This window comes from Tessaracoccus yangjingae (assembly GCF_055326235.1).
In genome coordinates, this window is the sequence record NZ_JBUZNN010000007.1 from 34,087 (window position 1) to 57,871 (window position 23,785).

Sequence of the window (23,785 nt, forward strand, 5' to 3'; positions counted from 1 at the left end):
GGCGTTCGCCCGGCTCCTAAGCTGGGCGCATGCGCATCACCGTCACCGGGACCAGCCGGATCAGCCTCCCTGCCGAGTGCGTCGCGGTCAACCTGACCCTCGGCTTCACCGGCCCGGACCGCGACTCTGTCGTCGCCGACACCGCCTCCGTCACGGACCGGACGAGGGCGCGCCTCGAGGCCGCGGCGTCCACCGGAACCGTCCGCGACATCAAGCTCACCAGTCTCCGCACCTGGACCTCCACCCCGCTCAACACCCGCGGGCAGCCGCAGCCGCCGCAGCACACCGCAGAGGTCCGCGGCTCGTTCCTGGTGCTGGAGCTCTCCGCCCTCGGGGAGCTGCTGGGGGAGCTCGCCGCGACACCTGGCGTCCAGGTGGGCTGGCTGGACTGGCGTCTCCGTGAGTCGACCCTGGCCGAGGTGCAGCCACGGGCCCTGGCAGATGCGTTCGACGACGCCCACCGTCGCGCCGAGTGGATCTCGACGGCGGCCCGCCGGGGCGGCGTCGAGGCCGTGGCCATCCAGGACCAGGGTGGCGGCATCGCGCCGGTCGCGTTCGCCCGGAAGGCCTCGCGGGAGATGATGATGGACTCGGCGCCGTCGATCGATCTGGACCCGCAGGACGTGGAGATCTCCGTCAGCCTCACGGTGGAGTTCACCGCCGCCTGACCAACCACGGATCACTCACCTCCTCTCCGCGAAACACCCGAGGGCGACTTGGCAGGCCTCCTCCTGGGAGGAAATCCGGGTCACAACCATCCCTGACGCGGGCAGGCGAAACCCGCGTCAGTCCCAGTGGTGCAACTCCTTCCAATCCGGCCCCCAAAGTGATTCGATGGATGGGCACGAGCGAACCGGTATCGGGGGACTGGATGAAGCTTCGAGGGCTATCGTCGGTGATCGCCGCAGCGATCTCGGCGGCCCTTGTGGGAGGAGCCGTCAGTTATGGGCAGGACCCGCTGACGGCGGTCGAGGCCGTGCCCGTTCCCCCGGTGATGCTCGTGGCGCCTGGCCCCATCGCCGCGCCCACCTCCACGTCGTCGCCGACGGGGCCCATGGGCTACCGCCTGGAGGGCTGGTCGTTCGACGAGGCGCCGGGCGAGTTCGATCCCTTCAGCGCGCCCACCCCGCAGATCGTCCCGCTCGACGGCCCCCGTCCCGCGGAGGCCCCTCCGCCCCCACCCCCCAAGAGCATCCCTGAGGAGAGCTCCCTCGGGTCGGTGGGGAAGGCCGGCAGCGACGACCTGCTCTCGATGCCCGTCAACGGGCGCCGCACGTCGGTGTTCGGCATGCGGTACCACCCGATCCTGCGCGTGTGGAAGCTGCACACCGGCCTCGACTTCGCCGCCTCCTGTGGCACCCCCGTCGGCGCCGCTGCCGCCGGGCGCGTCGTGTCCTCGGGCTGGGCCGGGGGCAACGGCGTGCAGGTCAAGATCGACCACGGGATGCTCGGCGGGTACCGCGTGGTCACCACCTACAACCACCTCTCCGCCATCGGTGTGCGGGTGGGCCAACAGGTCGACGCCCTCGACGGCGTGGGGCGCGTGGGCAACACCGGCTACTCCACCGGCTGCCACCTCCACTTCGAGGTGATCGTCAACGGCCGGTTCACCAATCCGGAGCCGTGGCTCAACGGCCAGGCGTCGCGGGTGGACCTGCGTGACATCGCCTTCCTGGACGTGAACGGCTCGCCCACTACCCCCAGCCTGATCCTGGGTGCCTCGCCCAGCGACGGCTCCTCCGCCGTGCCCAGCGAGAGCGTGTGGGACAGCCTCATCGCCAGCCTGGTCGGAAGTCCGAGTCCTTCACCCAGCGGGAGCCCGTCGGCGAGTGACAGCTCGTGGCTCCTCCCCTCCCCGAGCGACAGCCCCAGCCCCAGCCCCTCCAACCCGGCGTCGCCCAGCCCCTCGGATTCGCCCACCACCGCGAGCCCGGACCCCTCGGTCAGCGACACACCGTCCTCCGCTCCCTCCAGCACGGCGCCGGAGAGCTCGCCGCCACCGTCGACGACGGTGCCTGAGCCGACCACCCAGGCCCCGGCGCCGGATCCCACTACCCAGGCCCCCGCGCCGGATCCCACCACGCAGGCGCCCGCGCCCGATCCGACGACTGAGGCCCCACCGCCCCCGCCACCGGAGCCTGAGCCCGAGCCCGAGCCTCCTCCGCCACCACCGCCGGAGCCCGAGCCGGCGCCCACCTCCGACAGCGGGTCCGCCACGCCCTGAGGCCGTCGCGCATCGCTAGATGATCAGCAGCGCCCCCGCCGCGATCACCGAGGTGAGCAGGGTCAACACGTCGAAGGTGCGCTGAGGCACCCGGTGGATGAGCGCCACCCCGATGACGGTGCCGAGCAGCACCACGGGAATGCCCCAGGCCACCGTCGTCATCACCTGCGGCGTGAACAGGCCGAGCGACGCCGTGAGCGGGGTCTTGGCCACGTTGACGATGAAGTAGAACCAGGCCGAGGTGCCGAGGAAGCGCATCTTCTCCACCTTCGCCAGCTGCAGATAGACCGCCATCACCGGTCCCGCGGCGTTGGCCGCCATGGTGGTGAACCCCGCCGCGACACCAGCGCCCACCGTCAGGGCACGGTGCGGCGGACCCATGTCGACGGTGGGGTCAGGCGCCCGCCGTCGCGCCAGGGTGGACAGCACGAGCTGGATGAGCACCGACGCCAGGAGGATGGCGCCGATGGAGCGGCGCAGCACCAGGTCGTCGACGAACTGGATGAAGAGAGCGCCCAGCAGGATGCCGGGGACCACGGAGGGCAGCAGCGCCTTCAGCAGCGACCAGTCGGCTGAGCGGCGGTAGCGCAGGACGCCGATGATGTCGCCGGTGATGAGGAGCAGCAGCGCGGCCGCCGTCGACTCCTTGGTGGGCAGCGCCAGCGCGAGCAGGGCGACGGCCAGGGAGCCGAGGCCGCCGAAGCTGGTCTTCGCGATGCCGATGATCAGCGCGGCAGCGGCCGCCGCGATCCACGTCCACTCCACGGGGCGCCTCCCTCTGTCGCGGGCAGGCTACTCGATCGCCCCGCTGTCGCCCCAACCGCGCAGCGTTGTTGCCACGGCCACGGACCACCCCGCCATGCCGCGACAGCCAGGTGAGCCGGACGCGGCCGCCGAGTGCAGGGACTGCCACTTGAGCCCGCGCCGCGCCACCAGCCGATGATTCGTCGATTTGAGCGTTTCAAGCCCGTCGACCCCGGAATTCGGCCCAACGCCTCGCCGCCGATCTGGCGCGCTGCGGGCTCCGGAGGGATAGGGGACCATGCATCTGCCCCCAGTATCGGCGCCAATGGGTCGCTGGGCCCGTCCCAGGCCGGTTTCACCCCTCCACGATGTCCGGTTTTGTGCGCGAACGCGGTAGAATTGGCACGATCAACGGCGCCGGCCAGCCCGGCGCCCGTTTGTGTGGACAGGAGCTTTTGTGACGGACGACGTGCAGGTGGACGAGGACTACGCCCCGAGTGAGCGCATGGAGGGCCTGCAGGACTCAGCAGACAACACGGTCACCGGCAGCTACGACGCGGACCAGATCTCCGTCCTCGAGGGCCTCGAGGCCGTCCGGAAGCGCCCCGGCATGTACATCGGCTCCACCGGCGAGCGCGGCCTCCACCACCTGGTCTACGAGATCGTGGACAACTCCGTCGACGAGGCCCTGGCCGGCTACTGCGATTCCATCGAGGTGGAGCTCCTCGACGGCGGGGGCGTGCGGGTCAAGGACAACGGCCGCGGCATCCCGGTCAAGGAACACCCCATCGAGAATATCCCCACCGTCACGCTGGTGCTGACGGTGCTGCACGCCGGCGGAAAGTTCGGCGACGGCGGCTACAAGGTCTCCGGCGGCCTGCACGGCGTCGGCTCCTCGGTGGTCAACGCGCTGTCGGACAAGCTCATCGTCGACGTCTCGCGTGACGGCTACCGCTGGCAGCAGACGTTCCACCTCGGCACCCCCGTGACCGAGCTCCAGCAGATGGAGGAGACGGACCAGACCGGCACCACCATCACGTTCTACCCGTCGAACGAGATCTTCGAGACCACGCACTACAACTACGACACCCTCGCCACCCGCTTCCGCGAGATGGCGTTCCTCAACAAGGGCCTGCGGATCTCGCTGATCGACCTCCGCGAAGACCGCCAGGTGGCCACCGGCGACGAGGGGGAGACCGACACCCCCTACGACGAGTTCCAGTACATGGACGGCCTCATCGACTACGTCAAGTACCTCTCCTCCGGCAAGGACGCCATCCACCCCACCGTCATCGCCGTCGAGGCACACGCGCCCGAACAGGGCATGGGGGTGGAGATCGCGATGCAGTGGAACACGTCGTACACCAACAGCGTCTACACCTTCGCCAACACCATCAACACTCATGAGGGCGGCACCCACGAAGAGGGCTTCCGGGCGGCGCTCACCAACACCGTCAACCGATGGGGCGAGTCCTGGGGTCTGATCAAGAAGCGCGAGGACCGCGTCTCCGGCGACGACATCCGCGAGGGCCTCACCGCCATCGTCTCCATCAAGGTGTCCGAGCCGCAGTTCGAGGGCCAGACGAAGACCAAGCTCGGCAACACCGAGGCCAAGTCCTTCGTGCAGCGGGTCCTCAACGACCGCCTGGGGGACTGGTTCGAGCGCAACCCTGCCGAGGGCAAGGACATCGTCCGCAAGTCGCAGTCCGCGGCCGCCGCGCGGATCGCCGCCCGCAAGGCCCGCGACATGGCCCGCTCCCGCAAGGGCCTCCTCGGCGGCTCCGGACTCCCCGGCAAGCTGGTGGACTGCCAGTCCACGGACCCCAGCGAATGCGAGCTGTTCATCGTCGAGGGCGACTCCGCAGGCGGCTCCGCCCGCTCCGCCCGCGATCCCCGCACGCAGGCTATCCTCCCCATCCGCGGCAAGATCCTCAACGTCGAGAAGGCGCGCATCGACCGCATCCTCGCCAACAAGGAGGTCGAGGCGATCATCAACGCCCTCGGCGCCGGCATGCAGGAGGACTTCGACCTGGACAAGCTGCGCTACCACAAGCTGGTCCTCATGGCCGACGCGGACGTCGACGGCGCCCACATCCGCACCCTGCTGCTCACGCTGCTGTTCCGGTTCATGCGGCCGCTGATCGAGGCCGGCCACGTGTACCTCGCCCAGCCGCCGCTGTTCAGGCTCCGCTGGAGCAACGCGGCCCACGAACTCGCCTACGGCGACGCGGAGCGCGACGCCCTGCGTGACAAGGGGCTGGCCGAGGGCAAGAAGCTGCCGCAGGTCAACCCCATCCAGCGCTACAAGGGACTCGGCGAGATGAACGCCGACGACCTGTGGGACACCACGATGGACCCGGACAACCGGATCCTGCTCCAGGTCACCATCGACGACGCCGCCATGGCGGACCAGATGTTCTCCATCCTCATGGGCGAAGACGTGGAGCAGCGCCGCACGTTCATCCAGCGCAACGCGCGCGATGTGCGGTTCCTTGACATCTAACACTGGGGGGCTTCGCCCCCCACAACTACACACCGGGGGGGAGAAAACCCAAACCCCCCACGTGTTGGGCGCTTCTTTAGGATTTAGCGTTGTGTGTTTTGTCCCCCCAGGCCCCCCACTGGGGGCTACGCCCCCAGACCCCCCACTGGGGGCTACGCCCCCAGACCCCCCACTGGGGGCGATGCCCCCAGGCCCCCGCGGAGCTCGCTTCGCTCGCACAACTTCATAGGCCAGGAGACAGGCTCCTTCGGAGCGTCTCCTGGGCTCGCTTCGCGAGCGGGACAGCCTCTCCACGTTTGGGGGTTGGTTCTGGTCGCACAACTGAATGGCTAGCAATCAGACCCCTTCGGGCGTTTGCTGGGCGCTTCGCGAGCGGGACAGCCTCTCCAGGTTTCGGGGGTTGTTTTGGTCGCACAACTGAATGGCCAGGAATCAGGCTCCTTTCGGGGCGCCTGAGCCCGATCACGATTCCACCCGGAAGGTTCACTACGCATGGCTGACGACGGCACCCTGATCCCGCCCTCGCTGGGCCGGGTCGACCCCATCGACCTGCAGGTGGAGATCCAGCGCTCCTACCTCGACTACGCGATGAGCGTCATCGTCGGGCGCGCCCTGCCGGACGTGCGCGACGGGCTCAAGCCGGTCCACCGTCGCGTCCTCTACGCCATGTGGGACGGCGGGTACCGCCCGGACCGCGGATGGAACAAGTGCTCCCGCGTCGTCGGTGAGGTCATGGGCCTCTACCACCCCCACGGCGACACCGCCATCTACGACACCCTCGTGCGTCTCGCGCAGCCGTGGGCCATGCGGCACCCGCTGGTGACCGGCCAGGGCAACTTCGGCAGCCAGGGCAACGACAAGGCCGCCGCCATGAGGTACACCGAGTGCAAGATGGCGCCGCTCGCCGTCGAGATGGTGCGCGAGATCGAGCAGAACACCGTCGACTTCAAGCCCAACTACGACAACCGCGAGGAGGAGCCCGTCGTCCTCCCGGCGCGCTTCCCGAACCTGCTCGTCAACGGCTCCACCGGCATCGCCGTCGGCATGGCCACCAACATCCCCACGCACAACCTGCGCGAGGTCAACGACGCCGTCCAGTGGGCGCTGGCCCACCCCGAGGCCACCCGCGAGGAACTCCTCGACGCGGCCATGCACCGCATCCAGGGCCCCGACTTCCCCGGCGGCGGCCTCATCGTCGGCCGCTCCGGCATCGAGGAGGCGTACCGCACCGGGCGCGGCTCGGTCACCATGCGCGCCGTCATCGACATGGAGGAGGACCCGAAGGGCCGCCAGCTCCTCGTCGTCACCGAGCTGCCCTACATGTGCAATCCGGACGCGCTCGCGCAGCGCATCGCGGACCTGGTCAACGCGGGCAAGCTCACCGGCATCGCCGACGTCCGCGACGACACCTCCGCCCGCACCGGGCAGCGCTTGGTCATCGTGCTCAAGCGCGACGCCCAGCCGCGCGTGGTGATGAACAACCTGTACAAGCACACCGCCCTGCAGGACACGTTCGGCTGCAACATGCTCGCCATCGTCGACGAGGTGCCCCGCACCCTGAGGCTGGACCAGTTCATCTCCCTGTGGATCAAGCACCAGCTCGAGGTCATCCGCCGCCGCACCCAGTTCCAGCTCGACGACGCCGAGAAGCAGGCCCACATCTACCGCGGGCTGGTGAAGGCGCTCGACGCGCTCGACGAGGTGATCGCGCTCATCCGGCGCTCGCCGTCGACCGACGAGGCCCGCGAGGGTCTGATGGACCTGCTCGACATCGACCAGGTGCAGGCCACCGCGATCCTCGACATGCAGCTGCGGCGCCTCGCGGCCCTCGAGCGGCAGAAGATCATCGACCACCTGCTGACGCTCGAGGCGAAGATCCAGGACCTCAAGGACATCCTGGCCAGCGAGGAGCGGCAGCGCAGCATCATCGCCACCGAGCTGCAGGAGATCGTCGACAAGTACGGCGACGACCGGCGGACCCGGATCGTCGCGGCCGACGGGGACTTCTCGGACGAGGACTTCATCCCCGACGAGGACGTGGTGGTCACCATCACGCACGGCGGCTACGCCAAGCGCACCCGCGCGGACCAGTACCGGGTGCAGAAGCGCGGCGGCAAGGGCGTGCGCGGCGCCACGCTGCGCGCCGACGACGAGGTGCAGCACCTCTTCATGACCACCAACCACCAGTGGCTGCTGTTCTTCACCAACTTCGGGCGGGTCTACCGCGCCAAGGCGTGGCAGCTGCCGGAGGCCGGCCGCGACGCCAAGGGCGGCCACGTCGCCGGGCTGCTGAGCTTCCTGCCGGACGAGCGGATCGCGCAGGTGCTCGCCATCCGCAGCTACGAGGACGCCGAGTACCTGCTCCTGGCCACCAAGCACGGCCTGGTGAAGAAGACCGAGCTCAAGGCGTACGACTCGCCGCGGCAGGCGGGCGTCATCGCGGTCAACTTCCGCGAGGAGTCCGACGAGTTGATCGGCGCCTCGCTGGTGAGCTCCGACGACGACGTGCTCCTCATCTCCCGCAAGGGGCAGGCCATCCGGTTCAAGGCCGACGACTCGCAGCTGCGCCCCATGGGCCGCGCCACCTCCGGCGTGACGGGCATGAAGTTCCGCCGCGGCGACGAGTTGCTGTCCATGGCCGTGCTCCGGGCTGACGAGGACCTGGAGGGCCAGTTCGTGTTCACGGTCACCGACGGCGGGTTCGCCAAGCGCACCGCCGTCGAGGACTACCGCGTCCAGGGTCGCGGCGGGCTGGGCATCAAGGCCATGCGCCTCAACGAGGACCGCGGCTCCCTGGTGGGCGGGCTCATCGTCGGCGAGGCCGACGAGGTGCTGGCCATCAAGGTCTCCGGCCAGGTCACCCGCTCCGCCGTCGCGGACGTGCCCGTCAAGGGGCGCGACACCATGGGCGTGAAGTTCGTGGGCGTCAAGGGCGACGACTCGGTGGGCGCCATCGCGCTCTACCCGGAGTCAGAGGCCGGCGAGGCCGAGGATCCCAGCGGCGAGGACGAGGCGACAGGTCACTCAGAGGGTACGGTAGAGGACAGCGACGCCACCCTGGCGGAGCAGGAGCCGAACAGCGAGGAGGGCGCAGATGAGTGACAACTCGCCGCGCTGGCCATCAGCCTCCGGGGCCCCCGGCCTCGACTTCTCCCCCCAGCGGAAGCCGGACGACGGTGCCGCGCACGCTTCTGCGAACGGCAGCGCGTCGGAGTGGAGCCCCACGCCCAGCGGCGACGCCTCGCCGTCGGACTGGGACGCCAGGGGCTCGTCGGCCCCGGTGCTCCCCTCCGGCCCCTCGTTCGAGTCACGTCCTGCCGCCCCAGCCGGCCAGCCGGCGGTGAGCGACGACGACGCAAAGGATCAGACCCGCACCATCCCCGCCGTCGCGGGGCGGGCGTCCAGGGTGGCGCAGGAGTGGGCCACCAAGGCGAAGGTCGCGGTGGCGGGAGCCGTCGCGCGCCCCGCAGCCGCACCGGGCGAGGACCCCGCGGTCGCTGCGTCCGGTGAGGCCGCTTCACCCGTGGTGCCCGGCGTGGTGACCACGCCGTCGCGCGCCGCCACGTTCGTGCCCGTGGAGGGCGGGGCGTCCGAGGTGGCCCGCCCGGCCAGGACGGGTCGTCGCACCCGCAAGGCGCGGCTGAGGCTGTCGCGGATCGACCCGTGGTCGGTGATGAAGACCACCTTCCTGTTCTCCATCGCGTTCGGCGTGATGATGGTGGTCGCGGCCTTCGTGCTGTGGTCCGTGCTCGCCGGGTCCGGCGCGCTGGAGTCCGCCAACACCTTCATCAACACCCTCATCGGCGACCAGGACACGGCGTTCAACATCGGAGACTTCCTCAGCGCCTCCCGTGTGCTGGGCTTCGCGACGGTGGTCGCGGCGGTGGACGTGGTGATCATCACGGCGGTGGCCACGCTGTTCGCGTTCCTCTACAACCTGGCCGCGACGGTGATGGGTGGCCTCGAGATCACCCTCGCCGAGGACTGATCCGTCGATGTGGGAGGCCGGTTTGCCGTCCCGTGAAGCGGTGCGCTAGAGTTACGCGTCGGTGAACGGGCCTATAGCTCAGACGGTTAGAGCGCTGCCCTGATAAGGCAGAGGTCACTGGTTCAAGTCCAGTTAGGCCCACCGATAGAACCCCTAGGTGACTAGGGGTTTTGTTTTTCCTCTCGACAGTGAGTCGGAGTTGGGTCGGTGTGGAGCACCTGGTTGGCGCGCCAAGGGACGCCAGGCTATTCGGCGGATCTGGTGCCGACTACGCCACCGGATCCGCCGCTTTGCGTCGTCTCCTCCCCGGCCGGGTCAGTCCTCGCGCTAGACGCCCTCCTGGGCCTGGATCCGTCCGTCGTCTATGGCCGCGCGGAGCGCGGCGTGGTCCTTGTCGTTCTGGTCGGCGTAGGCGACGGCGAACTCGGCGACGGCGTGGTCGAACGTCTCGCGCTTTCCCAGGTAGGACGCGATGGCCACCCGCTCGCCCGACCGGGCATGGGCGCGGGCGAGGGTCCACCCGCAGATTCGGGCGTAGACGCGTGATCCACTGGGGCGGGCGCCCTCCACCTCGGCGGAGGCCTTCCAGTCGCGGAGCTGCCGGACGTAGTAGTCACGATCGACCCCGTCGAGACCGTTGGTGCGCTGCCAACCGAGGAAGATGTCGCTGGCCGCCTGGAGGAGGCGTTGACCGGCGACCACCCGCTCGCCGTGGTTGGTGTACTCGCTGACTCCCAGGAACTGCTCGAGCACCGACGACTGCGCCTCCTTGGCCTGGAGGACGAGCGGGTCACCCGCGCCCGCCCCCTCGAGGAGGAGGATCCACGCCCTGGTCCCGACGCTACCGACGCCCACCACCTTGCGGGCCATATGCACGAAACGGTACTGGTCGAACAGGTGCTGCCGGTCGGAGGACAGGCTGCGCCGATACGCCGCGAGCAACTCGCCCATCTGCGCGAGCAGGGCCTCCGCGACCTCTGCGGGGAGCAGGTCCTCCAGCGTCATGATCAGAGGGGGCACGGAGATGATCCTGGGCTGCCCGTCCACGATGTCCGTGAACTTGCTGAACGCTTGCACGCTGTCCCGAGTGGGCGCCTTCTCCAGCAGCGTCTGGGTCTTCCGCAGCCGCTGCGGGCTGGTGTTGCCGCGTAGCTCGGCCAGCAGGTGCTTCGCGTCGAGCCGCGAATACCAGACCGCCTGGGTGGGCATCGCCGCGAACTCGATCATCGCCTCCCGGTAGCCACGCACCGCGCTCAGCACGATCGACCTCGCATCGCGGTCGCTGAACGACTGGCTCCGGGCGGCGATCTCCAGGCTGGCGGCCAGTCGCTTCACGTCCCACTCGAACGGCCCCGGCAACGTCTCGTCGAAGTCGTTCAGGTCGAAGACCAGGTTGCGCTCGGGCGAGGCGTAGAACCCGAAGTTGCTGACATGCGCGTCCCCGCAGAGCTGCACCCGGAGGCCGGAGTTGGTCGTCGAGGCCAGGTCTGCCGCCATCAGCAGCGCGCCGCCGCGGTAGAAGGCGAACGGCGAGGACACCATGCGCCCGTACCTGATCGGCAGGAGCTCGGGCACGCGGTCGGCCCCCTGACGCTCGAGAAGCTCCAGCGGATCCGGCCGCAGCGACGTGGGGCTGAAGACCGCATGATCCTCGAGGGGAACCTCCTCCCTCGCCTCCCGCCCCCTCGCCCGACTCGCCGTGAACGTCGCGGACTTCGCCGTGGAGCCCTTCCGCCGCGCGGGGGTCAACGCCTCGACACTGCTCATTCGACCCTTTGCCACATCACCCTCGATTCAGGTGGCTCCCTCAGCCGGGCGAATCACCGCGACACCCCCCAGTGCAGGATCGGCTGCGCGAGATGTCCGTGAGTTCGTGTGTGCCGCCACCGTTGGCCGACGGCTCATCCTGGCGGAGGCCGATCCGGCGGTCATCACCCCCACGGGGGGATTCCGGCCCCGGGTGGGGCTGGGTTCATGGCTGGGCTCAGGGGGACGGCACCCTCGCGAGCAGACGCCGGTAGACGGCGGTGCGGTCGAACTGCAGGGCGTGCGCGAGGGCGCGCCCTGCCAGCTCGCGGCGTTCGTCGTCGGTCATCTCCACCACCGCCCGGTCCAGCGCGGCGGCGATGCCGTCGGGATCCTCGACGGCGACGAGGAGCGCGGTGTCGCCGACGGCCTCGCCGATTCCCCCCGTCGTCGTCGTGATGACCGGTCCACCGCCGGCGAGCATGCTCTCCGCCAGCGCGATCCCGAACGTCTCGACGAACTCCGGGATGGGCTTGCTGGGCAGCACGAACGCCGCGCTCCCCGCCATGAGGTGGGGCTTCTCGTCGTCGCTGACGTCGTCGAGGAACGTGATGCGGTCGGCGACGGGTGACCCGGCGGCCAGCTCCCGGAGCCCGGCCGCCTCGGGTCCGTTGCCGGCGACGACGAGCCGGACGCGTTCGCTCGCCGCGCTGCGCCCGAAGCCCTCGATGAGATCGTCGACGCCCTTGGCCAGGCTGAGCCGCGAGAGGAAGAGGACGTAGCCCCGGCGCGACAGGCCGCGCGCCGCGAGGGCGGCGTCGGTGACCTCCGGGTCCAGGTCGGTGAACTGGGCGGCGTTGATGGCCGGGTAGGAGATCTGGACCCTGCGACGACACTGCTCGGCGAAGTCGGTGCCGTGGTCGGCGTCCAGCAGGGCAGCCTCGGCGACGATCAGGTCGCGCGTGTACTCCGAGACCGCCACGCACAGGTCGTTGGCGAGGTAGGTGGTGAGCAGGTGGGCGGCCGCGCCGTAGCGCCCAGACTCGATGCAGTTGCAGACCACGTTGGTGATGTCGGACCCGACGGCCTCGGCGATCGTGACCACCCGCACCGGGAGCCCCGAGCGGTGCGCCGCGCGCAGGGCATCGTCGACCGCCACCGCGTGGGGGGTGAGGTACAGGGACATGCAGACGGTGGGGACGCCGTCGGTGAACAGCTCGAAGAGCCGGCCGGTCAGCCCGGCGAGGTAGCGGCCGTCGAGGATCTTGTAGTTGCCGACGGGCTCGGGGCGCTCGACCGTGATCCCGTCGCGATAAGGGGTGATGGAGTCGAGCGGCTTGAGCGGCAGCTCGGACTCGATCAGCCGCTCCAGCGGCCACGTGACGATGCGGACGTCGTCGAATCCCTGATCCAGGGCGGCCTCCGCCAGGTTGCGCGCCTCACCGGAGTGGCCGCAGATCACTGGGTCGGCGCGCACGACGAGGACGAGCCTGCGTGTGGGACGGGTCACGGGTTCCTCCTGGCGATCCACCGGGTGCGAGACGCACGGTACGCGACGTTGCCGCGCCCCGGCGACTCGGGCGCCCGTCCTCTCAGGAGGGATGGCCGGGCGGCGCCGGGAGCGCGACGCGGCCGACCGCGCGAGGGTCGCGGCAGGCGCGGGATCCCGGCCGGTCGGGACGGTTGTCCCGTGACGCCCGGGACAACCGCGGCCAAGACTGGAGGTCAACGCACCGTCGGAAGGAGCAGCAGATGTCCAGCACCCCCTCACCCGGCACGGGTCAGGACCGGCCCGGCGAGCCGAGGGTCGCCGTCGTGTTCGTCGCGCCGGAGCCCGACCAGGGCGACGCGGCCCGGCTGGTGGCGCTCGGCGTGGTGATGCTCGCCTCCGGGGCCTTCCTCATCGTGATGTTCGTCTCTCTGGCGCGGGGCGGAAGCGCTGCGCCCTGGGGGCCGATCAACGACCTCCTCAGCGCGGCGGGCAACGTGCTCCTGGCCATCCTGGTGCCGCGGCTCAGCGGTCGGGCCGCCCGGACGGCGCGGGAGCGGGGCTTCGTCCAGCTGATCACCGGCACGTGCCTGGTGGCGGCCGCCTCCGGGGTGCTCCTGGTCGCCCAGGTGCTGCCGTTCGAGCCGTCGACGGCGATCTCGATGGCGGCCATCACGCTCCAGGCGGCCTGGATGGCCTGGCTGAACACCGCGTACTCACGCGATCCCCGGATTCCCAGATCCGTCTGGAGGACGGGCGGGGCCGTGGGCTACGGGTTGGCCGCGGGGCTCACGCTGACCGGTGCCTCCTTCCTGTTCCCCTGGGGCTCGACGGCGGCGAAGGCGCTGCTGTACCCGGGAGTCGCGATCGGGGGCGCGCTCTGGCTCGCCTGGCCCCTCTGGTTCGTCCTCCTCGGCCGCCACCTGCGGCCCGCCGCCCCGTCGACACCTCCACCCATGACCAGCCGGACGCAGCAGGCGTCCGCGTAACGGAAGGACACTGAACATGGTCACCGTCTACCGCATTCTTGCGGGCACAGTCGCCGCCCTCGTGGGCGTGCAGGCCGCCTCCCACGCCTGGGCCTCCGCGGGCCTCGGCGCCTACATCATGGGCGGCGCCGTCGTGGACAAGTCGATGATGGAGGACACTGGCGGGCCTCTCCCGTTCCCGGAGGTCCTGGGCATCCTCATCCACGGCCTGAACGGCGGCATCGTCATCCCCGCGGTCGCGCTGGCGCTGATGGTGGTGTCGTTCTTCACAAGGGTCCCGCGCGCAATCGTCCGGGCCGCGATCGTGCTCGGGCTCGTCGCGCTGCAGATGACCCTCGGGTACGCCGCGCACGGCCTGGCGGTCCTGGCGATCTTCCACGGCCTCAACGCGCTCGTGCTGCTCCTGGCGGCCGTGTCCGCCATGCGCCATGCGCGGACGCCGCTCGCGGCGGCCGGCGTCGCGGCACCGGAGACCGCCAGGGGATCGGTGGCGGTGTGACGTGAGCGGCACCAGGGCGTCGGTGTCGCGGCGGGTTGTCGGCGCCGGGGTCCTGGTGCTGGCCCTCGGGTCCTCCGCCTGGGCGTTGGCGGCCAGCCTGCTCCCGGACACGTACTCCATGACCTCGATGGGCTACCCGGACTACGGCGGCGGCCCGCGGCCGGAGGGGGCGGGCCAGCACCATCACGGCCAGGACGGGGTGGACATCGCCACCCTCGTGCCGGACCCCGACCGCGCGCCGGACGTCCTGGTGGACCTGGTGGCGAGGGCCGAACGGGTGACGCTGGCCGGGGTCCCCCCGTTCGACGGCTTCACCCTGAACTCGACTACGCCGGGGCCCACCATCCGCGCCCGGGCCGGGGAACTGGTCGAGGTTCAGGTCACCAACCAGAACGTGGCGGACGGGATGACGCTCCACTGGCACGGCGTCGACCTGCCCAACGCGATGGACGGCGTCGCGGGCGTGACGCAGGACGCGATCGCGCCCGGGGAGCGGTACGTCTACCGCTTCGTCGCAGAGGAGGGCACCTACTGGTACCACTCGCACCAGGTGTCCCATCCGCAGGTCAGCGGCGGGCTGCTGGGCGCGCTGGTGGTGGACCCCGCGGCGCCGGGTCCGCGGGTGCAGGACGTCACCGCGTTGGTGCACGCCTACGCCGGGACCCGCACGGTCAACGGGGCGGCAGGCGGCTTCGCGCACCCGGCACGCCCGGGGGACACCGCCCGGGTGCGGGTGATCAACACCGACGCGGGCCCGATGCCGGTATGGGTGTCCGGGGCCGCCTACCGGGTGGTCGCGGTCGACGGCCGCACGGTGCACCGTCCCGATCCAGTGGAGGGGAAGGCCCTGGTGGTCACCGCGGGCGGGCGCGCGGACCTGGAGGTCGTGGTGCCGACCGGCGGAGCCCGGGTGGAGTTCGCGGGGGCGTCAGTGTCGCTGGGCGGCACCGGGGCGCCGCACTCGCCCGCCCCCCGGGCGCTGGTGGACCTCCTCGGCTACGGCGCCCCGGACCCGACCGTCGGGAGCATGGGGCAGCCGGACCGCACCTTCGAGTACCGCATCGGGCGGGGGATCGGGCTCCTCGACGGCCGGCCGGGCTCGTGGTGGACGATCAACGGCGGCCTGTACCCCGACGTGCCGATGTTCATGGTGCGCACCGGGGAGCGCGTCCGGTTCCTGGTGTCGAACGAGAGCGGCGAGGTGCACCCGATGCACCTGCACGGCCACCACCTCCTGGTGGTCGCCCGCGACGGCGTACTGGCCACGGGATCGCCGTGGCTCGTCGACTCGCTGAACGTCGAGCCGGGCGAGACCTATGAGCTGGAGATGGTCGCCGACAACCCGGGCATCTGGATGGACCACTGCCACAACCTCCCGCACGCGCGGGAGGGGCTGATGACCCACCTCGCCTACGAGGCTACCGGAGCCCCTACGTTGTGGGCGGCGAGCACGGGAACCACCCGGAGTAGGCGGTCAGCCAAGCCCGGCCCGCCGGGCCTTCTCGATCGCTGAGGCGCGGTCGGCCACCTGCAGCTTGACCAGGATGAGCGAGACCAGGTTCCTGACGGTCTTGTCCGCGATCCCGAGGTGCCGTGCCATGCGGGGGTTGTCCCAGCCCTTGGCGATGAGCGCCAGGGCCTCCCGCTCCCTCGTCGTCAGCTCGACGAACGGCGCCCGCCCGCCGCCGCCCGCCACCATCGCGGAGAGCCGCGACGCCAGGGCCGCCGAGAAGATGATGTCGCCCTGCGCGACCGACCGGATCGCGGCCAGCGTCGCGTCGGGGGTGGCCGACTTCACCACGTACCCGCGCGCCCCGGCCGCCACGGCATCCGCGACGCTCGCGTCGTCGAGCATGCTCAGGATGAGGACCCGCACGTCGGGCGCGGCCGCGACGATCTGCCTCGTCGCCTCGATCCCGTCGAGTCCGGGCATGGTGACGTCCATCACCACGACGTCGGGCGAGAGCTCGGACGCGAGCCTGACCGCCTCGATGCCGTCGGCCGCCTGGCCGACGACCGACAGGTCGTCCGTGGTGCCGAGGAGGCCCACGAGGCCCTCGCGGTAGAGCGGGTGGTCGTCGACGACGAGGACGCGGAAGGCGGTGGGGCTCATGGTTCCTCCATCGGTAGCACGGCGCGCAGCACGGTGCCGCCGGAGGGCCGGGCCTCGATGGTGCAGGTCCCGCCCAGCTCGGCCGCCCGCTCCCGCATCGCGGTGATCCCCACCCCCGCGTGGAGGTCTGCGGGTGGGCCGACACCGTCGTCGGCCACCTCGATCTCCAGCGCCGCGTCGACGCGGCGGAGCGTCACCCAGCACGACTGCGCCTGGGCGTGCCGGGACGCGTTGGCCAGGGCGGAGGACACGATGCGGTAGGTCGCCACCTCGACGGCGGGCGGAAGCGGGGCGCCGGGCGATCCGAGGCCGCCGGGGTCGAGGTGCACGGCCATCGGCGCCAGGCTGACGGCCAGCTCCTCGAGCGCCGAGGCCAGGCCCAGGTCGTCGAGTACGGGCGGACGGAGGTCGTAGGCGAGGTGCCGCACCGCGTCCGCGGCACGGCCCGCATCCTGCTCGATCCGGTCCAGGATCCCCGCCACCTCCGCGCTCGCCCCGCGCGACGCCATCAGCCGGCGGACGGTCTCGGCGCGCAGGGGGATGGACGCGATGGTGGGGCCCACGTCGTCGTGCAGGGTCCGGCGGAGCATCCGCCGCTCGTCCTCGCGGGCCAGAATCAGGCGCTGCCGGGAGGCGCGGACCTCCCGGTCGAGTCCCTCCTCGTGGAGCGCCGAGGCAACCTGGTTGCCGAGGTCCTGGAGCAGCCGGCGCTCGGCCGGGGCGAAGCCGCCACCACGGCCGCGGGTGGCCACGACGAGGCTGCCCAGCGTGACGTCGGCGTGCACCAGGGGGGTGACGCGAAGCCGGGCCTCGTCGTCCGGCCGGATGCCGGCCTCGGCGAGCGGGCCCTGCTCCGTCGTCACCGACACGTAGGGCACGCGCAGCGCCCGGCGGAGGTCGGCGGCCACCTCGCGCCACGACACCTCGCGCGCCCCGAGCAGGCCCGCCAGCCGGGCCAGCGCCACGTAGGGATCGTCGCGGTCGCCGTAGAGGCCCCGGCTGACCAATCGCTCCAACCACACCCGGACGGGATTGACCAGGATCGCCACGGCCACCGCGCCCGCCACCGCGACACCGGTGGGTTGGCCGGCCACCAGGGTGGTCAGCACCGCCACCGTGAGGAGGTACACGCTCACCGCGACCACAGTGAGCGCGGCGTAGACCAGCGTCCGCCCGAGGACGACGTCGAGGTCGAACAGGCGGTAGCGCAGCATCGCGATGCTCATCCCCGCCACGTAGAACAGGCCGGGCAGGCCGATCAGCTCGTCGGGCAGCAGCGACGCCCCGATGAGGAGCGACGGCACCATCCAGAACGCCAGCGCCAGGAGCCCCGCGACGATCCCGGAGCCGCCCAGCCACGCCAGCTGTTGCCGGTGGACGGGGTCCACGCCCAGGCGGCGGGCGCGCGACAGCCGCAGGACCAGCACCCCCAGCGAGCCGCACAGCCCGGCGAGGGTGAAGGCGGTCTGAAGGGGAACCGCCCGCGCCATCCAGGCGGGGAAGGCCGCACCAGCGCCCACGACGATCGCCAGCGCCGCCCACAGCAGCGGCGGCACCCAGGTGATCAGGACCCTGGCCCGGAGCCCGCGCAGCCAGGGCGTCAGGGGGGTGGGGAACTGGAGCGCCCACGCGAGCATCGAGCTCCACGCCAGCGTGTAGAAGAAGCCGACGTTCGCGACGAACAGCCAGCGCAGGTTCCCCTCGAAGGCCCACGACGGCGGCAGCCCCGCCACCGTGACGACGGTGCTGCCGAAGAGGGCCGCCCCGAAGACCAGGTTGGAGCCGGCCGCCGGGTCCTGCTGCCGCCGGCTGAGCGCGAAGCCGGCGAGCGCGAAGAGCGCGGTGACGAACAGCAGCGTGCCGCCCGCCCGCCAGCCCTGGAGCGCCAGCGGACCCGCTTGGGCCACGAGGTCCAGAGGCACCACCGTCGACCCGGGCTGCACCGTCAGGTCGGCACGCCCGTCGACCACCTGCGCACCGGTGACCAGGCTGCCGGCGGGCAGGGGGCAGTCGGGGTGCACCTGGGGGAGCACGCCGTCGGCGCTGAACGCGGCCGCCTGCGGGGTGAGCCACGCGCACTCGGCGGGGATCACGAGCCGGAACCCCACGAACACGACGGCCGTCAGGCATGCGAGGAGCGCGCCCACGAGGGCGTCCCACTGCGGACCTCGGGCTGGCGGCGACACCGGAGTCTCCTCCCGTTCAGGTCATCGTCCCAGAACACCCATCCGGTGACCAGAGGCCGGGCACCACGGCCCCCCGGGGGTGGGGCACCGCCGCGACCCTTGGGGTCCCTGCCCATCTGTGCAGGCGTGCCTCGCCGACGCGCACCAACGCGACCCGCCCGAGGTACTACGCGATGTAGTGACCTACCCTGAGGGTCACCGCAGGCTGCAGCACCGAAGCTCGACCCGTCCCTTCGAGGAGTCACCGTGGACCAAACCGCCCGCTACACCGATCTCAGCCTCCGCGAGGACGACCTCATCGCCGGAGGACAGCACATCCTGTGCGCCTACACCATGAAGCCGAAGTCCGGCTCCTACCTGGAGGCCGCGGCCCACTTCGCCGCCGAGTCCTCGACGGGCACGAACGTGGAGGTGTCCACCACCGACGACTTCACCAAGGGGGTCGACGCGATCGTCTACCACGTCGACGAGGCCAACGAGGAGATGCGGATCGCCTACCCGCTGGACCTCTTCGACCGCAACATCACCGACGGCCGGATGATGATGGTCTCGTTCCTCACCCTGACCATCGGCAACAACCAGGGCATGGGTGACATCGCCTACGCCAAGATGTACGACTTCTACGTGCCGCGGGCCGCGATCAACCTGTTCGACGGCCCCGCCATGGGGATCGCGGACCTCTGGCGGATCCTCGGCCGGCCCGTGACCGACGGCGGCTACATCGCCGGAACCATCATCAAGCCGAAGCTGGGCCTCCGCCCCGAGCCCTTCGCGCGGGCCGCCTACGAGTTCTGGCTGGGCGGGGACTTCATCAAGAACGACGAGCCGCAGGGCAACCAGGTGTTCTCGCCCATGCGCACCACCATCCCGCTGGTCTACGACGCGATGAAGCGGGCGATGGACGCCACCGGCGAGGCGAAGCTGTTCAGCGCCAACATCACGGCCGACGACCACGCCGAGATGATCGCCCGCGGCGAGTTCATCCTGGAGGCCTTCGGGCCGGACGCGGACAAGGTGGCGTTCCTCGTCGACGGCTACGTCGGCGGCCCCGGCGCCGTGACGACGGCCCGCCGGTACTTCTCCAGGCAGTACCTCCACTACCACCGCGCCGGCCACGGCGCGATCACCTCGCCCAGCTCGAAGCGCGGCTACACCGCCTACGTGCTGGCCAAGATGGCGAGGCTGCAGGGCGCCTCGGGCATCCACGTCGGCACCATGGGGTACGGGAAGATGGAGGGCGCCCGCGACGATCGCGCCATCGCCTACATCTGCGAACGCGACGAGTACCAGGGCCCCGTCTACCACCAGGAGTGGTTCGGGATGCGCCCCACCACCCCGATCGTCTCCGGCGGCATGAACGCGCTGCGGCTGCCCGGCTTCTTCGCCAACCTCGGCCACGCCAACGTCATCAACACCGCTGGCGGCGGCGCGTACGGCCACCTCGACGGCGCCGCCGCTGGCGGGCGGTCGCTCCGGCAGGCGCACGAGTGCTGGGCGGCGGGCGCGGACCCCGTCGAGTGGGCGCTCGAGCACCGCGAGTTCGCGCGGGCCTTCGAGTCCTTCCCGGCCGACGCGGACGCGCTCTTCCCAGGCTGGCGCCAGAGGCTGGGCGTCTCCGGCGGACCCGCCCCCTCCGTCGGCACCCCCTGAGGGGGACGGTCATGGCGCCGCGGACCTTCACCCAGTACCTCCTGGACCTCCACGACGGGCGCGACGACTCCCCGGCCCACGACTACGCCCACATCCTGAGCGCGGTCGCGGTGTCGGTGAAGCTCACCGCCGCCATGGTGAGCCGTGGCCCGCTGGCGCTGGGCGCCGTCGCGGACGACGGCCAGGGGGATCACGCCCAGCTGCACCGGGGGCTGCGCCGGCTCGCCACCCGGATCCTGCTCGAGCAGGCCGCCGGCATCGAGCAGCTGGCCGCCGTGTCGGTGGCCGGGGACCCGAGCATCCACCCGGTCTCCCGCTCGTCCCGCGCGCGGTACCTCCTGCTCTTCGAGGCGCTGCACGGGTCGGTCAACCTGTGCGAGAACCAGACGGCGGGGCTGGCGTTCTCCATCCTGGAGCGCCCGGACGTCGACGTGCCCTGCACCGAGGCCGACTTCCTGCAGCCCGGCACCAGGCAGCTGTGCGCCGGGCTGGGGCTGTACGGGCCCAGCACGCTGCTGGTGCTCACGACGGGGCGTGGGGTGGACGGCTTCACCCTGGACCGCGACGTCGGCAACTTCGTGCTGACCGATCGGGGGATGACCATCCCCAGCAGGTCCGACAGCTTCGCCATCAACCCGTCGGAGGCGATGCACTGGCCGGCGCCCACCAAGCGCTACGTCGACGAGTGCCTCCGCGGGAAGGAGGGACCGCGCGGGCGTGACTTCAAGATGCGCTGGAACGCCTCGGCCGTCATCGGGGCGTTCCGCATCCTGGTCCACGGCGGCATGTTCATGGCGCCCGACACCGGCCGTCGCGGAGCCCTCTGGGGGGTGCCGCTCATGCACAACGCCGGGCCGCTGGCGCTCCTGGCGGAGCAGGCGGGCGGCGCGGCCACCACCGGCGTCCAGCGCGTCCTCGACGTGGTTCCCACCTCGCTCACCCAGCGCCTGCCCATCCACTTCGGAGCGGCCGACGAGGTGGCGCGCGTCGAGCGCTACTTCGTGGAGCACGAGCAGGGGCTCGACGAGGGCTCGTCGTATCCCCTGTTCCACAGCCGCACCCTGTTCATCGAGCCATAGGAAGACGGAGAGCCATGTCCGATCAGCATCCAGTCGTCGCCATCACCGGCTCCTCGGGGGCGGGCACCACCACCGTCACCCAGACGTTCGCGCAGATCTTCGCCCGGGAGTCCATCACGTCGTCGGTGGTCCACGGCGACTCCTTCCACCGCTACGACCGGGAGGAGATGAAGGCGGTCTACGCCGCTGCCCTCGACACCGGCGAGACCGCGCCCAGCCACTTCGGGCCGGAGGCGAACCTCTTCGCCGAACTCGAGCAGCTGTTCGCCGAGTACGGCCGCACCGGCACGGGACGGGTGCGCCAGTACGTCCACGACGACGAGGAGGCCCGGGCCTACGGCCGCCCACCGGGCACCTTCACGCCGTGGCAGGACCTGCCCGGCGGCACCGACCTCCTGTACTACGAGGGCCTGCACGGCGCGGTGCGCACCGACACCGTCGACGTGGCCCGGCACGTGGACCTGCGGATCGGGGTGGTGCCGATCATCAACCTCGAGTGGATCCAGAAGCTGCACCGCGACCGGAACACGCGCGGCTACTCGACGGAGGCGGTCACCGACACGATCCTGCGCCGCATGCCGGACTACGTGCACTACATCTGCCCGCAGTTCTCCAACACCCACATCAACTTCCAGCGGGTGCCCGTGGTGGACACCTCCAACCCGTTCATCGCCGGATGGATCCCCACGCTGGACGAGTCGATGGTGGTGATCCGCTTCGCGGACCCGCGCGGCATCGACTTCCCCTATCTGCTGTCGATGATCGACGGCTCGTTCATGTCGCGGGCCAACAGCATCGTCGTGCCCGGCGGGAAGATGCACCTGGCCATGCAGCTGATCTTCACCCCGCTGATCTGGCGGCTGGTCGAGGCGAGCAGGAAGGCGAGGGCCCGCGCCGGCGGCTGAACGGGCCGTCGGTCGTCGCGGAATCACCCGCAGTGGGTGATGCCGGGAGGACGGACGGGCCGGATGATCTGTTCGGCTGGTGCGTCTGCGCCAGTTCTGTGAGCCGTGCGCCGCACGGCTCCGACACGAGTAACGAGGACGACAAATGAACTTCTGGGACTTCTTCTGGCTGATGGTGTGGGGCTTCATCTTCATCAGCTACCTGATGGTGCTCTTCCAGGTGATCGTCGACATCTTCCGGGATCCGGGGCTCAGGGGCGTGACCCGTGCGCTGTGGGTGGTGGCGCTGTTCATCGCGCCCCCGTTGACGGCACTGGTCTACCTGCTGGCCCGGGGCCGCGGCATGGCGCAGCGGCAGCAGGCAGGCGCCGCCGAGGCTCGCGAGGCGACGGACAGCTACATCCGCTCCGTGGCCGCCGACGCCGATCCCAGCGCGCAGATCGCGCGCGCGAAGTCGCTGCTGGACAGCGGTGCGATCAGCCCCGCCGAGTACGATCAGCTCAAGGCCAAGGCCCTCGCCTGACACACTCCCCTGGTGGGACCGGATGATCCGGCCCCGCCGAGGATACGAAGCCCCCGCCCGGATCGGGCGGGGGCTTCGTGCGTTCAGGGGGCCTCAGGCGAGCTCGGCGTCGATCGCCTCCGCGAGGACCCCGATGACCGGCCAGGCGCCCTCGGAGCTGTTGCCGAGGACGGTCGCGGTGGTCCGCGTGGCGGGGATGTGGGTCGAGCGGAACGAGGCGCCCGCGTCGTAGCCCTCCAGGACCAGCGCCGGGCCCGTGCGGTGCAGCCAGAGCCCCATGCCGTAGCGCATGTCCTCGTCCGGCACGTCGTTGCGGGGACGGGTCATCGCCTCGACGGTGGCGCGGGAGACGATGCGGCCCTCCAGCAGGGCGCGCCAGAAGCGGTGCAGGTCGTCGGCGGTGGTGAACGCGCCGCCGTCGCCGTTGCCGAGGACGGGAAGGTGCAGCGTGTTGACCAGGTCGCCGTCGTCGTGGATGTAGCCCAGCGCCGCGTCGGAGGGGAGCTCGTTGAGGGGGAGGAAGCCGGTGCTCTCGAGGCCGGCGGGCTCGATGACCAGCCGCCGGATCACGTCGTGGTACACCTCGCCCGTCACCCGCTCGAGCACGAGACCGAGCACCATGTAGCCGCCGTTGCAGTACGCGAACCGCTCGCCGGGGTTGAACTTCGGCTCGTGCCCCTCGAGCAGCGGCAGGAACGCCTCGGCCGAGGTGAGGGTGTGCACCGGCACGGTGAGGACGTGGTCCGCGACCTCCCAGTCGCCGTCCTCGTCGAGGTAGTCGCCGATGCCGGAGGTGTGGGTGAGGAGGTGCTCGATCGTGACGGCGTCGTCGACGAGCGGGAGGTCCTGGCCCAGAATCTCGCGTACGGGCTGGTCGAGCCGCAGCCGGCCCTCCTCGACGAGCCGCAGGACCGCCAGGGCGGTGAACGTCTTGCTCCCGCTGGCGACGGCGATCCTGGCCCGGGGCACCATCGGCACGCCGAAGGCGCGGTGCATGAACCCCTCGCAGCGCTCGAGGACGCGTTCGTCTCCCACGTCGACGGTGATGACGCCGGTGAACGCGTGCTTGGCGACGGCGTCGTCGAGGGTGTGTGGATCAACCTGCATGTCTGCCCCCTGGGGAGTGCGGTGTGAGCTTCGATTGTCC

General features: G+C 70.9%; 18 protein-coding genes and 1 tRNA gene. 13 read left to right on the top strand and 6 right to left on the bottom strand.

Translation table 11 applies throughout. From position 1 onward, the window contains the following. Positions 1-29 precede the first annotated feature (29 nt). Together ACZK5D_RS11150 and ACZK5D_RS11155 are read left to right on the top strand one after the other, a co-directional pair. Positions 30-668 carry an SIMPL domain-containing protein gene (locus tag ACZK5D_RS11150; protein ID WP_463665317.1) on the top strand — a complete coding sequence of 213 codons (639 nt, stop codon included), beginning with the start codon at positions 30-32 and terminating at the stop codon, positions 666-668. A gap of 227 nt (positions 669-895) precedes the next feature. Beyond that, positions 896-2,224: a M23 family metallopeptidase gene (locus ACZK5D_RS11155; protein ID WP_458995564.1), complete on the top strand. Its 1,329-nt coding sequence runs from the start codon at positions 896-898 to the stop codon at positions 2,222-2,224. Between the two features lie 15 nt (positions 2,225-2,239). Here the strand turns inward: ACZK5D_RS11155 and ACZK5D_RS11160 are convergent, their stop codons facing one another. Beyond that, on the bottom strand, positions 2,240-2,989 hold the full coding sequence (locus ACZK5D_RS11160; protein ID WP_458995565.1) for a sulfite exporter TauE/SafE family protein: 750 nt from the start codon (positions 2,987-2,989) through the stop codon (positions 2,240-2,242). Positions 2,990-3,473: 484 nt separating this feature from the next. Here ACZK5D_RS11160 and gyrB point away from each other — a divergent pair, with 484 nt between their 5' ends. The 4 genes from gyrB (at position 3,474) to ACZK5D_RS11180 (ending at position 9,600) form a co-directional block, all read left to right on the top strand. After that, positions 3,474-5,471, top strand: a complete 1,998-nt coding sequence (gene gyrB, locus ACZK5D_RS11165) for a DNA topoisomerase (ATP-hydrolyzing) subunit B (protein ID WP_458996476.1) — start codon at positions 3,474-3,476, stop codon at positions 5,469-5,471. 492 nt (positions 5,472-5,963) lie between these two features. Next, complete coding sequence (gene gyrA / locus ACZK5D_RS11170; RefSeq protein ID WP_458995566.1) at positions 5,964-8,573, top strand: DNA gyrase subunit A; 2,610 nt, start codon at positions 5,964-5,966, stop codon at positions 8,571-8,573. Further along, positions 8,566-9,459: a DUF3566 domain-containing protein gene (locus ACZK5D_RS11175; RefSeq protein WP_458995567.1), complete on the top strand. Its 894-nt coding sequence runs from the start codon at positions 8,566-8,568 to the stop codon at positions 9,457-9,459. Before gyrA ends, ACZK5D_RS11175 begins: the two co-directional genes overlap by 8 nt. A gap of 67 nt (positions 9,460-9,526) precedes the next feature. Next, positions 9,527-9,600 (top strand) — tRNA-Ile (locus ACZK5D_RS11180). A 186-nt stretch (positions 9,601-9,786) separates the two neighbouring features. On the opposite strand, the gene ACZK5D_RS11185 is transcribed toward ACZK5D_RS11180, so the two are convergent. Together ACZK5D_RS11185 and ACZK5D_RS11190 are read right to left on the bottom strand one after the other, a co-directional pair. Continuing rightward, positions 9,787-11,226: a DUF2252 domain-containing protein gene (locus tag ACZK5D_RS11185; protein ID WP_463665318.1), complete on the bottom strand. Its 1,440-nt coding sequence runs from the start codon at positions 11,224-11,226 to the stop codon at positions 9,787-9,789. Between the two features lie 217 nt (positions 11,227-11,443). Beyond that, a complete protein-coding gene (locus tag ACZK5D_RS11190) occupies positions 11,444-12,715 on the bottom strand; it encodes a glycosyltransferase (protein WP_463665319.1) in 1,272 nt (423 codons plus the stop codon). 242 nt (positions 12,716-12,957) lie between these two features. Here ACZK5D_RS11190 and ACZK5D_RS11195 point away from each other — a divergent pair, with 242 nt between their 5' ends. Genes ACZK5D_RS11195 through ACZK5D_RS11205 form a run of 3 tightly spaced genes read left to right on the top strand, consistent with a single transcriptional unit; the run spans position 12,958 to position 15,695 of the window. Further along, a complete protein-coding gene (locus ACZK5D_RS11195) occupies positions 12,958-13,683 on the top strand; it encodes a hypothetical protein (RefSeq protein ID WP_463665320.1) in 726 nt (241 codons plus the stop codon). Between the two features lie 16 nt (positions 13,684-13,699). Next, positions 13,700-14,182, top strand: a complete 483-nt coding sequence (locus ACZK5D_RS11200; RefSeq protein WP_463665321.1) for a hypothetical protein — start codon at positions 13,700-13,702, stop codon at positions 14,180-14,182. Between the two features lies 1 nt (position 14,183). Beyond that, the gene (locus ACZK5D_RS11205) at positions 14,184-15,695 is read left to right on the top strand and encodes a multicopper oxidase family protein (protein WP_463665322.1); all 1,512 of its coding nucleotides are present in this window, start codon (positions 14,184-14,186) and stop codon (positions 15,693-15,695) included. Here ACZK5D_RS11205 and ACZK5D_RS11210 read toward each other — a convergent pair. Both ACZK5D_RS11210 and ACZK5D_RS11215 read right to left on the bottom strand, forming a co-directional pair. After that, complete coding sequence (locus tag ACZK5D_RS11210) at positions 15,657-16,295, bottom strand: response regulator (RefSeq protein WP_463665323.1); 639 nt, start codon at positions 16,293-16,295, stop codon at positions 15,657-15,659. The two genes, ACZK5D_RS11205 and ACZK5D_RS11210, sit on opposite strands and share 39 nt — an antisense overlap. Next, positions 16,292-18,481, bottom strand: coding sequence for a sensor histidine kinase (locus ACZK5D_RS11215; RefSeq protein ID WP_463665324.1), 2,190 nt, complete (start codon positions 18,479-18,481; stop codon positions 16,292-16,294). The genes ACZK5D_RS11210 and ACZK5D_RS11215 overlap by 4 nt, the downstream gene beginning before the upstream one ends. A 246-nt stretch (positions 18,482-18,727) precedes the next feature. Between ACZK5D_RS11215 and ACZK5D_RS11220 the strand changes: the two genes are divergently transcribed. The 4 genes from ACZK5D_RS11220 to ACZK5D_RS11235 all read left to right on the top strand — a co-directional run bounded on the left by ACZK5D_RS11220 (position 18,728) and on the right by ACZK5D_RS11235 (position 22,638). Beyond that, the gene (locus ACZK5D_RS11220; protein WP_463665325.1) at positions 18,728-20,131 is read left to right on the top strand and encodes a ribulose-bisphosphate carboxylase; all 1,404 of its coding nucleotides are present in this window, start codon (positions 18,728-18,730) and stop codon (positions 20,129-20,131) included. A gap of 11 nt (positions 20,132-20,142) precedes the next feature. After that, on the top strand, positions 20,143-21,210 hold the full coding sequence (locus tag ACZK5D_RS11225; RefSeq protein ID WP_463665326.1) for a class 1 fructose-bisphosphatase: 1,068 nt from the start codon (positions 20,143-20,145) through the stop codon (positions 21,208-21,210). 14 nt (positions 21,211-21,224) lie between these two features. Beyond that, a complete protein-coding gene (locus ACZK5D_RS11230) occupies positions 21,225-22,115 on the top strand; it encodes a phosphoribulokinase (protein WP_458995577.1) in 891 nt (296 codons plus the stop codon). 145 nt (positions 22,116-22,260) lie between these two features. Then, positions 22,261-22,638 (top strand): SHOCT domain-containing protein, encoded by a 378-nt coding sequence (locus ACZK5D_RS11235; RefSeq protein ID WP_458995578.1) that lies wholly within the window; start codon positions 22,261-22,263, stop codon positions 22,636-22,638. A gap of 93 nt (positions 22,639-22,731) precedes the next feature. Here the strand turns inward: ACZK5D_RS11235 and ACZK5D_RS11240 are convergent, their stop codons facing one another. Further along, entirely contained in the window at positions 22,732-23,745 is a 1,014-nt protein-coding gene (locus ACZK5D_RS11240) for a serine hydrolase domain-containing protein (RefSeq protein WP_458995579.1), read from the bottom strand. Positions 23,746-23,785 lie beyond the last annotated feature (40 nt).